Here is a 10,998-nt window from a genome sequence, read left to right as displayed (position 1 = left end):
TCCAACCCAGACCGGCCCTCCTTCCTGAATCGGGCCAGCCATTTGTAGGCAGTCCGGACGCTGATCCCCGCCGCCTGGGCCGCTGCCTGGACGGTCATTCCCAGGCACCGGACACGCCGGATCAATAACGCTCGACTTCGTGGACAGGTCTTTGCTGAACTGTGGAGGTTCATCCGGGTTGCCTCTGCGAAAGCCGCTGTGTGGTAACAACAGCTTCCCAGCTCAACCCGGATGAACAACCTCCTTGGCAGTTACAGCTAGCGGGAGCCGCGTCCCCGGCCCGCCGGCGCCGGGCGCGGGACCTTGACCTCCTCCGAGGCCCGGGAGGCCTTCTTGAGGAACTGCTTGGTGGACATGAACTCCAGCATGGCCTCGAAGGCGTCCGCGGGCAGGGGCCGGCCCAGGAGGAAGCCCTGGAGGCAGTCGCAGCCCAGCAGCTCCAGCATGTCGCGCTGACCCTCGGTCTCCACGCCCTCGGCCACCACCGTGAGGTTGAGGCTGTGGGCCAGCTGGATCACGGCCCGCACGATGGCCTCGGAGGAGAGGGCGGGATCCTCGGACTGCAGGGCGGCGATGAAGGACTGGTCCAGCTTCAGGGTGGTGATGGGCAGGCGCTGGAGGTAGCCCAGGGAGCTGTAGCCCGTGCCGAAGTCGTCGATGGCGATGCGCGTGCCGATTTCCCGCAGCCGGTGGAGGGGGAGCAGGTCGTCGTGCCCCTGCCGCATCACCAGGCTCTCCGTGAGCTCCAGCTCGAGGCAGCCCGCGTCCAGGCCCGTGTCCGCCAGGGCCTTGGCCACACAGGCGTCCCAGTCCCCGTTCACGAACTGGAGCACGGACACGTTCACCGCGAGGAGGAGGGGCGAGGGGCTGATGGACTGCCACTTGGCCATCTGGCCGCAGGCCTCGCGGAGGGCCCACTCGCCGATGGGCAGGATGAGGCGGCTCTCCTCGGCCAGCGGGATGAACTTCACGGGGGGGACGGCGCCCAGCAGGGGGTGGTTCCAGCGCATGAGCGCCTCGGCGCCCGCCAGGCGGCCGTCCATGAAGAACTGGGGCTGGTAGTACATCTGCAGCTCGCCGTTCTGCAGGGCGCTCCGCAGGCAGCTCTCGAGTTCCTGGCGCTCCAGCGAGACCTCGTTGAGGGTGCTGGTGAAGCACTCGATGCGGTTCCCGCCCCGCTCCCGGGCGCGGCAGAGGGCGGACTCCGCGTGGGCCTCCAGCACCTGGGCGTCCATGCCGTCATTGGGGTAGACGCAGACGCCGATGCTGGCTGTGAGGTCCAGCTCCCGGGAGCCCACATGGAAGGGGGCCTGGAGGGCCTCCAGGAGCTTCTGGCCCACCCGGGCCGCGGCGGCGGCGTCCTTGATCTCCTGGAGCAGGATGAGGAAGCGGTCGCCGCCCATGCAGGCCAGGGTGTCGCCCTGGCGCAGCGCCCCCTGGAGGCGCTGGCCCGCCTGCCGCAGCACCTCGTCGCCGCCGTGATGCCCCAGCAGGTCGTTGACGCGCTTGAAGCGGTCGAGGTCCAGGAGGAGCACGGCGGCGATGTGCCCGTGGCGCTGGGCCACCAGCAGGGCCTGAGTCAGGCGATCCGCGAAGTGGCGGTGGTTGGGCAGCCCGGTGACGGCATCCAGCAGGCTCAGCTCGGAGACGCGCTGCTCCAGCTCGCCGATGCGCCGCTCGGCATTCCGGAGGCGCCCCACCGCATCGAGACGGTCGATCTTGAGCATGAAGCCCTTGAGATCCAGACCGTGGGAACGCTCGTTCGGCAAATGCACTCCGGATGGCAATCAAATCCTAAGGCACCGCTTCATGCGGCGCCACGGAGAAAGGCCCGGCCCAAGAAAAAAGCGTCAGGCGCTTCCGGGAAGAAGCGGGGTCGTCCGGAGGGGTTCCTTTCCCCGAACCGGACCTGAACGGGGGGGAGCCGCGGCCCATGGTTGGATCCGCGGGAGACCCCGCGGAGGAGTTGTCCATGCGAGCATCCGATCCGGCTGGCCGTTTCCGGCCCTTCGCCACCTTGGCCCTTCCCGCCCTGCTCTTCCTGGCCGCGGCCTGCGGCGGGGGAGGCGGAGGCGGTGGCGCGCCCGCCATGGCGCCCGCGCCCCTACCGCCCGTCGTCCGCTACGCGGCCCTGTCCGGGGCCGACGAGGCGCCCGCCAATGCCTCCACGGCCATCGGCTCCGCCACGTTCTCGGTGAACCCCGCCACGAAGGTGCTCACGGGCACGGTCACCACCACGGGGATCGCCGGCGTGGCGGCCCACATCCACGAGGGCGCGCCCGGCGTGGCGGGCCCCATCATCATCCCGCTCAGCGGCGGGCCTGGCGGCGTATGGACCGTCCCGGCCAACACGGTGCTGACGGACGCCCAGTACGCCACGCTGCAGGCCAGCGGCTACTACGTCAACGTCCACAGCGCCGCCTTCACGGGGGGCGAGATCCGCGGGCAGATCGAGCTGCGCGTGAGCTTCGCGACCCTCAGCGGCGGCCAGGAGACCCCCGCCAATGCCAGCGCGGCCACAGGCTTCGCCTCCCTGGCCGTGAACGCCACCACGGGGGCCATCCACGGCTCCGTCGTCACGGCGGGGATCACGGGCACCGCCGCCCACATCCATGAAGGGGCCGCCGGCGTGGCGGGGCCCATCCTCATTCCCCTCACGGATGCCGGCGGGGGCGTCTGGACCGTGGCGCCCGGCGCCACCCTCACCGCCGCCCAGGTCACCAGCTGGCAGGCCGGCAACCTCTATGTGAACGTGCACAGCGCCGCCTTCCCCGCCGGGGAGATCCGGGGCCAGCTGAACCTCGGCGCGCCCGTCACCCAGTCGGCGGCGCTGTCCGGCGCCAACGAAGTGCCGGCGAACCCGTCGACCGCCACGGGCAGCGGGGCCATCGGCATCGACCCCTTCACGCTCGAGCTGACCGGGGGCCTGTCCACCAGCGGCATCACCGGGACGGGAGCTCACATCCACGAGGCCCCGGCGGGGACCGCGGGACCCATCATCGTGCCCCTCGCCGACGCCGGCGGCGGCGTCTGGACCGTACCGGCGGGCACTCGGCTCACCAGCGGCCAGTTCACCAGCTGGCGGTTAGGGAACCTCTACGTGAACGTCCACAGCGCCACCTACCCCAGCGGCGAGATCCGGGGCCAGCTGGGCGGCTCCTCCGGCGGAGGCACCGGCGGCGGGACCGGGGGCGGGGGTTACTAGCCGCGCCTCGCGCCGCGCCGGAGACCTGGGCTCTAGGCCTGGCCCACCGCGCTGACGATGACCGCATCCCCGGCGTCGCCCTGCCGCCAGATGGCCGCCACATGGCCGCGGGGCGACAGCACGGCCCCGGGGTCCTGCACCTCCTTCCGGCTGGGCGTCCCCAGGAGGAGGGGGTTGGGGCCCCAGGTCGTGCCGTCGAAGCGGCGCAGGCAGATGGAGGACTGGGCCTCCTGGATCTGGGACCAGATGACCAGGGCCTGGCCCTGGGCATTCACGGAGAGGGCATGGGCCCGGCTCTGCCCCAGGTTCTCCACCAGTGGGGTCCGCTGCTCCTCCCAGCGTCCCCCGGCGAACCGCTTGGTGAAGAGCTTCATGGCGCCCGCGGCCTCCTGCCGCCACACCGCGTGGGCCCTTCCCTGGCCATCCAGACCCACCTGGGGCCAGAGGATGGCCCGGCCCGTGGTGAGCCGGAGGGCGGGCGCCCACTCGACGGTCTTGCCGTCCAGGTGGCTGGCGTGGAGGCTCTGGATGCCCGCGTCGCCGTCCTCCACCCAGAGGACGATGGCGTTGCCCCGGCCGTCCTGGGCCATGCGGAGGTAGGTGGCGCGGCCCTTCGCCACGAGGGTCGGCCGGTCGCTCCAGCACCGGCCTCCGGCATCGTAGTGGCAGGCTAGGATGCGGTGCCCGCCGCCGGGGGCCTCGCTGCCCCAGACCACCAGGCCCTGGCCGCCCCGGTCCACGGCGAGCTGGGGGAACAGCGGATCTGGTGACGGGTCGCCCAGGGGGGTGGGCTGGGCGTCCCAGCCGCCCTCCTCCACCTGGTAGCCGCAGGCGTAGACCCGGTAGGACCCGGGCTGGCCCAGGCACCAGACGGCGTGGATGTTGCCCGCGAGGTCCATGGCCGTGTGGAGGCTGTGGACCTCGCCGGGCAGGGACTGGAGGGTCAGGGGGTAGGGCACCCAGGTCTCCGCGGAGCCGAGCATGTGCCGGGCGCAGATCTTCGCCTGGGGTCCCTCCTGCTCCTGCCACACCACGGCCATCTCACCCCGGACGTTCATGGCGATCTCCGGCGCGTGGGCCTGGGTCCGGGCGCTGTCCAGGCGGCGGGGCACCACGTCCCAGCCCCGCTGGTCCGCGTAATAGCGGCAGATGTAGACCCCCTCGTCCGACTGGCCCCGGTGGTGCCAGGCCGCGATGGCGTTCCCCTGGTCGTCCACGGCGATCTGGGGCCGGCCCACCCGCCCCCGGTCCAGCACCCGCGGCGCCCCCCAGGTCCCCGCCGACGTCTTGGGCTTGGAAGCGGTCAGCCGGTTCAGGAGTGAACGGAGCGACATGGAGATCCTCACGGGGCCGGGTCGGATGGGAAAGCGTTACCCATCCTACCGCGCCGCCTCGAGCCGGGGATCTCAGCCCTTCAGCAGCCGGTCTTCGGCCAGGCGCAGCATGTGCTCACTGGCCAGGACGCCGTCCTGGTGGTTCATGCGCTGGAAGTGGCTGCGCAGGTGGCGCAGGGTGCGGGGGATGGCCGGGGCGAAGTGGCACTTGTGGCGGTGCACGAGCTGGTGGCCGAAGGTGCCCAGGGCCTTGAGGTTCCGCTGGAGGGCGCTGAGGTTCAGCTCCTCCAGCAGGGCCTCGTGGTTCCAGCCCAGCTCGTCCTGGAGGGGGTGCACCAGGAGGCGGCCGGCCTCCCGGGACCAGTCCCAGTAGCCGTCGTAGAGGATGCTGGCCAAGTCGTAGGTGGCGGCGCCGCGGCGGGCGTCCTGGAAGTCGATCACCACCAGGCGGTCCCCGTGGACCATGAGGTTGCGCACATGGAAGTCGCGGTGCGTGAAGAAGTGGGCCCGGGTCTCCAGGCTGGCGTGGGCCTCCTCCATCATGCGGTCCAGCCAGCGGGGCGGGTCCTTCTGGAGGAAGTCGCGGAAGAAGTTGGCGCGGCAGTACTCCCACTCGAAGGTGAACTTGGCCTGGTCGAAGGAGCGGCCCATGAAGAAGGCGTGGGCCGGGGCGCCCAGGGTCAGGGGCCCGGCCAGGGTGGCCAGGAGCCAACCGGCCCGCTCGGCCCAGAGGCCCTCCTCCTCGGGATGCTCCACCAGGCGGCGCTCCAGGGGGGTGTCGCCCAGATCCTCCACCAGCAGGCAGCGGTCGGTGTCCTCGGAGTCGAGGATGGTGGGCACGCGGAGCACGGGGTCCAGGTAGGCCTGGAGGGCGCGGAATTCGAAGTAGCTGTCGTCGGGCTTCTCGGGGGTGTCCAGGGGATGCAGCACCACCAGGGCCGTGCCCAGCTGGGCGTGGCTGGCGCGGAAGTACTGGCGCGCCCCCGCGTCCCCGGCCAGGGGTCGGGGGTCCGTCAGGTTCCAGCGCGCCAGGGCGCGGTCCAGGCGGGGGTCCATCCCCTCAGGGTAATCCCAACCGCACCTGGTTTCCCCCCTCCTCGAACCAGAGGGCGTCCGAGTCGGCGGTGGAGGGGGGCGGGGCGGCGCCGGGGCCCAGGACGCAGCGCTCCAGGCGGCCCGCGGGGCGGGCTGTGGGGTGGAGGTAGCAGCCGGTGAGGCGGCCCTCCTGGTCCGGGGCCACCGCGGCGGCGGCCTCGATGAGGGCCTCGGCCGTGCCCACCTCCCGCCAGGGGAAGGGCTCCACCACCACGCCCTGGTGGAAGGCCAGGCGGGGGCGCAGGTCGTTCATCTCACTGGGGCCCTCGGGCAGCAGGGCCAGGGCCTCCGGCGACCAGGCCGCGGCGCCGGTGAAGTGGTAGGGCCCCCAGGGCCCCGTCACGCCCTTGGGCAGCACCCGGCCCTCGTGATCCATCCACACGGGGTTCCAGGGCCCCCCGGGGTGGGGCACCAGGAGCCAGCTGAGGGTGGCCCTGACCCCGGGACGGCCTTCGCGGTGCCTGGCCCGGAGCTGGTCGAAGGGCGTCTCATCGGCCCAGATGTCCGCGTTCCACACCAGCAGCTCCGCCTCCACGCGCCCCAGGGCGTGGCGCAGGCCCCCGGCGCTGCCCAGCAGCTCCGGCTCGTCGCAGACTTCGATCCCATCGGCCACGGCGCGGAGACGCTCCGGGAGCAGGTGGGCGTTGCAGGCCAGGCGTGAGGCTCCGGCGCGGCGGAGGGTTCCGGCGCCCCACTGGAGGAGGGGCCTCCCCCGCAGGGTCCAGGCGGGCTTGGGCAGGCACTCGCTGAGGGCCCCCATGCGGGTGCCCAGGCCGGCCGCCAGGAGGAAGCCGTCCAGGGGCTCAGGCATCGCCGGCGTCCGACCCGTCCGGCGCGGGCTCCGGGGGCAGGGCCTTCAGCAGGAACTGGCCCGGTGCCAGGCCGCGCATGGAGAGCACGCGGATGCGCCAGCCCTGGAGGCGCAGCTCGTCGCCGGGGCGCAGCACACGGCCGAGGCGCTCCTGGAAGAAGCCCCCCAGGCTCACGGAGCCGGCCTCCGCCTGGAGGTCCAGCTGCAGGTGGTCCACCAGCTGTTCCAGCATGACGTCGCCCTGGGCCAGCCAGGCCCCGCCCCGGGTGCGGCGGAGCTGGATGGCCTCGCGGTCGAACTCGTCCTGGATCTCGCCCACCAGCTCCTCCAGCACGTCCTCCAGCGTCACCAGGCCGTCCACGCCGCCGTGCTCGTTCACCACCAGGGCGAGGTGCTGCTTGCGCTGCTGGAACTCCAGCAGCAGGCCCTGGATGGGCTTCATCTCCGGCACGAAGAAGGCGGGCCGCGCCAGGGCCCGCAGGTCCACGGGATCCGGGCCGTCCTGCATGGCCCAGAGCAGCTCCTTGAGGTGGACCACCCCCACCACGCGGTCCAGGTCGCCCTCCACCAGGGGGATGCGGGTGTGGGTGGTGGTGCGCGCCAGGGCGAGGTTCGCCTCCAGGCTCTGGTGGAGGTCGAAGCACACCACCTGGGCCCGGGGCACGGCGATCTCCTTCACGGTGCGGCGGCTGAAGTCGAAGAGGTTCTCGATGAGCTCCTTGCGGTCGAGGTCCAGGCGGCCCTCGGCTTGGCTGCGCTCCAGCATGCGGCGGAACTCGGCCTCGGAGGGGACCAGGTCCTCGACCCCGGCCTCCGGGTGGATTCCCACGGCCCGCAGGACCAGGTGGCTGAGGCGGATGAGGACCCAGGTGAGGGGGCGCACCAGGCGCGACCAGGCCAGCAGGGGGGAGGCCGTGCGGAGGGCCCAGGGGAGGGCTGCCCGGATGGCCAGGCTCCGGGGCACCAGCTCCGCCAGCACCACGTCCAGGGTGGTCATCACCAGCAGGGCGAGGCCCGAGCTCACCGGGGCCACCACCGCAGGCCAGGGCAGGTGGCCGAACACGGCGCGGAAGACGTGGCTGAACAGCTCCTCGCCCACGGCGCCCAGAGCCAGGGCGCAGAGCACGATGCCCGCCTGGATGGACGAGAGGTGGTGGCCCAGGGCCCGATGGACCTCCAGGGCGGCGGCCGCCCGCGGATCCGAACCCGCCAGGGCCTCCAGCTGGGTGGGGCGCACGCGCACCGCCGCGAACTCCGCCATGACGAAGAAGGCGCTGAGCAGGAGCAGGGCGACGCAGAAGAGGGCTGCGAGAAGGGACATGCCGGTCCTCAGCCGCGGGTGAGGTCGGATCCCCGCCGAAGGAGCTCCTGGGCCTGCTGGAGCAGGGTGTCCAGGTTCCGGAGGCGGTCGTGGTGCTCGGAGAGCTGGCCCTGGGCGGCCTGCTTCTCGCGCTCCAGGAGGGCGTGGGCCTCCCGCAGCTCGATCAGGGACCGGGCCAGCCGGCCCAGCTCCGCATCCTTCTGGTCCAGCCCGTTCATCAGTTCCAGCCGCTCGCCATCGTGCTGGATGGCGCGCTCGTCGAATTGCTGCCGCAGGCCGGAGACCTGGACCGCGAGGCGGGTGATCTCTTCCTGGCGCTCCTGGAGCTGCTCCTGGAGGAGCAGCACCTGCTGCTCCCGCTCCTGGGCCCGCAGCCGGGCGGCGGCGGAGTCCGCCTCGGCCCGGTCCAGGCGGGCGGCGGTCCCGGCCAGGTCGCGCTCCTGGTCCCTCAGAGCGGCTTCGGTGGTGGCCAGGTTCAACTGGAGGAGATGGGCCTTCTCCCGCTGGTCCGCCAGCTCCCCCTCCCGGGCGGCCAGGGCGGCCTCGGCCGCGGCCACACGCGCCTCCAGATCCTCGACCTCCCGTTCGGTGGCGGCGGCCTGGTCCAGGTTCAGGGTGGTCGCCCCGATCTGCTGATGCAGGTAGTCCTCGGCCTCCCGGAGCTGCTGGTCCTTCACCCGGAGCTCCTCGCGGAGGGCCACCACCTGCTCTTCCAGGAGGTGGGCCCGGGTGGTGTCCGGCGGCTGGGTGGCGCGGGAGCTCTTGGACGGGGCCTTGGGGGCCGGAGGTGGAGGCGGAGGCGGGGCGGGAGGCGCCGGCGGCCGCGGGGCGGCCGGTTCCGGAGCGGGGGCTCCGGGGGCCTTCGGGCCCTCGAACCAGTCGTCGCCCAGCTCCGTGTCCACCAGGTCGCCCAGGGGATTGTCGGGGTCCACGGCGCGGCTGGGCACCAGGGGGGTGAGGGCCGCCACCAGGGCGCTGGGGGCGATGGGCTTGTGCAGGTAGAGGTCTGCCCGACCCTTGAGGGTCTGGTGCCGGCGGTACTCCTCCTCCGTGGCCTTCGCGCTGATGAGGGCGATCTTCAGGCCGGAGAGGGCCGGCATGCGCCGGAGGGTGGAGCAGAGGGCGTACCCCTTGTTGTCCGCCACCTCCACGCTGATGAGCGCCGCCGCGAAGGCCCCCTGCTCCAGGCGGGCGGCCACGCCGTCGGGCGAGGAGGCCACCTCCAGGTCGAAGGCCGCCTCCAGGCTGACCTGGTGCTCTTTCAGGAAGCTCCGGTCGCTGTCCACGAGGAGGAGGCGTTGGCCCATGGGTCGATCCTTAACCGGGTTGAACCTCCGAGTTTACCCTGAATGACCGGAGCCCCGGCGGACCGGGGCTCCGGGGACGGGCGGAGGGCTACCGGGGCGGAATGGCCAGGGTGACCTTCTGGCTGCCGTTGGGGCTCTGGATGAAGAGCAGGAGCGTCCGGCCGCCGGCCTTCTTCACCTGGGCGTTGAACTCCGCCAGGTTGTTCACGGTCTGGCGCCCCACTTCGGTGATGACCATGCCCGGGGCCATGCCGCGCTCGGCGGCGGGGGAGCGGGGATCCACGGAGGTCACCACCACGCCCTTGAGCCGGTGCTTCAGGTCCATGGGCTCCACGGTGAAGCCGTAGGTCTTCTCCAGGTTGATGCCCTTCACGTCCCCCTGCGGCTTCTGGCCGCCCTCGTCTTCGGAGTCCTCGCCGGAATCGCCGCGGCGCTGCGCCTCCAGGGCCTTGCGGTCGCCCAGGGTGACGGTCAGGGTGAGGGTCTTGCCGTCGCGCCAGATGCTGAGCTTGACGGTTTCGCCCGCCCGCCGGCCGGAGATCACGCTCACCAGCTCATCCTGGGTGCGCACCGGCTGGCCGTCCACGGCGGTGATGACGTCCAGGCGCTGCACGCCGGCCTTGTCCGCCGCCTGGCCCTTCTCCACGGTGCTCACCACCACGCCCTCCTTGGCGCCCAGGGCGTCCTGGTAGGCCTGGTCGAGGTCCGTGGGGCCGACGCCGAGGTAGCCGCGGCTCACGGGCTTGCCGGCGCGGAGGTCCTTGATGATGCGGTTCACCTGGCTGATGGGCACCGCGAAGCCGATGTTCTGGCCCGCGGGGTTGATGGCGGTGTTGATGCCGATGACCTCGCCCTTGAGGTTCAGCAGCGGGCCGCCGGAGTTGCCGCGGTTGATGGCGGCATCGGTCTGGAGGAAGGAGCTGACGCCCGTGTCGAGCTTGCGGCCCTTGGCGCTGATGATGCCCTGGGTGACGGTGTGCTCCAGGCCGAAGGGGTTGCCGATGGCCACCACCCACTCGCCGATCTTGAGGGAGTCCGATTCGCCCAGCTTGGCGAAGGGCAGGTGGGCCGCATCGATCTTGATGAGGGCGATGTCCAGCTCCTTGTCCTTGCCCAGCACCGTGGCCTTGTAGCTCTTCCCATCGTTGGTCTTCACCTCCAGCGCATTGTCGCCGCCGCCCATGCTGGCGATGACGTGGTAGTTCGTGAGGATCTCGCCCTGGGGGCTGATGATCACCCCGGAGCCGCCGGAGACCGCCCGCTGCTCGGCGTCGTCCCCGCCCCGGGGCGCCCGCCGCTGCTGGGGCCCGCCGGGGCCGAAGAAGAAGTCGAAGAAGTCCTCCCCCCCGATCTGGGGGTGCTCGAAGCGCCGGTTCTTCACGAAGCTCGTGTTGGTGATGGCCACCACCGTCGGGTTCAGCTTCTCGGCCACGTCCGCGATGGGCGGCAGGCGGTCCACACCCTTCGCCTCCACCGTTACGGGCTTCTCCTCCTGCGCCTGGGCCTGCCACCCGTGGCTGAGCCCCATCCCCAGGGCCATGCATCCGGCCGCGAAAGCCGACAACCCCAGAACCTGCTTCACCTGACGATTCATGCCATCCTCTCATCGCCGGAACCCCGGCAGTTATTTCGATGGCCGCAGCCCCCCGAAGGTTCCCGCTGGCCTTCCAGAGCCGTCCAGGATAGTCTGAATGGTCCGACGGCGGCTGTAGCTCAGTTGGTTAGAGTACTGGATTGTGATTCCAGGTGTCGTGGGTTCGAGTCCCATCAGCCGCCCCAGATCAGCGCCCCGCTCTGCGGGGCGCCTTCATATCGGCGGCTGATGGGACTCGGGCCCACGAGTGGGACCGCGGAGGCCCTCCGGGGGAGGGCCGGGAGCGGGACCGGCAGACCGCGAAGCGGGATGCGGTTCGAGTCTGCTCAGG

9 protein-coding genes and 1 tRNA gene are annotated in these 10,998 nt (G+C 71.8%); 2 read left to right on the top strand and 8 right to left on the bottom strand.

Going from position 1 to position 10,998, the window contains the following annotated elements; genetic code table 11:
• Together G398_RS20425 and G398_RS17730 are read right to left on the bottom strand one after the other, a co-directional pair.
• A partial coding sequence (locus tag G398_RS20425; protein ID WP_157492299.1) for a leucine zipper domain-containing protein occupies positions 1–173 on the bottom strand: 173 nt, incomplete at its 3' end.
• A gap of 84 nt (positions 174–257) precedes the next feature.
• On the bottom strand, positions 258–1,769 hold the full coding sequence (locus tag G398_RS17730; protein WP_052571811.1) for a putative bifunctional diguanylate cyclase/phosphodiesterase: 1,512 nt from the start codon (positions 1,767–1,769) through the stop codon (positions 258–260).
• 203 nt (positions 1,770–1,972) lie between these two features.
• Here G398_RS17730 and G398_RS17725 point away from each other — a divergent pair, with 203 nt between their 5' ends.
• Entirely contained in the window at positions 1,973–3,205 is a 1,233-nt protein-coding gene (locus G398_RS17725; RefSeq protein WP_052571810.1) for a CHRD domain-containing protein, read from the top strand.
• Positions 3,206–3,237: 32 nt separating this feature from the next.
• On the opposite strand, the gene G398_RS0110345 is transcribed toward G398_RS17725, so the two are convergent.
• The 6 genes from G398_RS0110345 to G398_RS17710 all read right to left on the bottom strand — a co-directional run bounded on the left by G398_RS0110345 (position 3,238) and on the right by G398_RS17710 (position 10,667).
• Positions 3,238–4,539 carry a hypothetical protein gene (locus G398_RS0110345; RefSeq protein ID WP_026853539.1) on the bottom strand — a complete coding sequence of 434 codons (1,302 nt, stop codon included), beginning with the start codon at positions 4,537–4,539 and terminating at the stop codon, positions 3,238–3,240.
• A gap of 72 nt (positions 4,540–4,611) precedes the next feature.
• On the bottom strand, positions 4,612–5,595 hold the full coding sequence (locus G398_RS0110340) for a phosphotransferase (RefSeq protein ID WP_026853538.1): 984 nt from the start codon (positions 5,593–5,595) through the stop codon (positions 4,612–4,614).
• A gap of 4 nt (positions 5,596–5,599) precedes the next feature.
• On the bottom strand, positions 5,600–6,445 hold the full coding sequence (locus tag G398_RS21985; protein WP_052571809.1) for an NTP transferase domain-containing protein: 846 nt from the start codon (positions 6,443–6,445) through the stop codon (positions 5,600–5,602).
• A complete protein-coding gene (locus G398_RS17715) occupies positions 6,438–7,766 on the bottom strand; it encodes a hemolysin family protein (RefSeq protein ID WP_052571808.1) in 1,329 nt (442 codons plus the stop codon). Before G398_RS17715 ends, G398_RS21985 begins: the two co-directional genes overlap by 8 nt.
• A gap of 8 nt (positions 7,767–7,774) precedes the next feature.
• A complete protein-coding gene (locus G398_RS0110325) occupies positions 7,775–9,073 on the bottom strand; it encodes a response regulator (RefSeq protein ID WP_026853537.1) in 1,299 nt (432 codons plus the stop codon).
• Between the two features lie 88 nt (positions 9,074–9,161).
• A complete protein-coding gene (locus tag G398_RS17710) occupies positions 9,162–10,667 on the bottom strand; it encodes a trypsin-like peptidase domain-containing protein (protein WP_084512454.1) in 1,506 nt (501 codons plus the stop codon).
• Between the two features lie 108 nt (positions 10,668–10,775).
• On the opposite strand from G398_RS17710, the gene G398_RS0110315 reads away from it, so the two are divergent.
• Positions 10,776–10,852, top strand: a tRNA-His gene (locus tag G398_RS0110315).
• Positions 10,853–10,998: the final 146 nt, after the last annotated feature.

It is taken from the genome of Geothrix fermentans DSM 14018, assembly GCF_000428885.1.
Lineage (GTDB): Bacteria > Acidobacteriota > Holophagae > Holophagales > Holophagaceae > Geothrix > Geothrix fermentans.
This window is presented reverse-complemented; position numbering and strand designations above follow the sequence as displayed.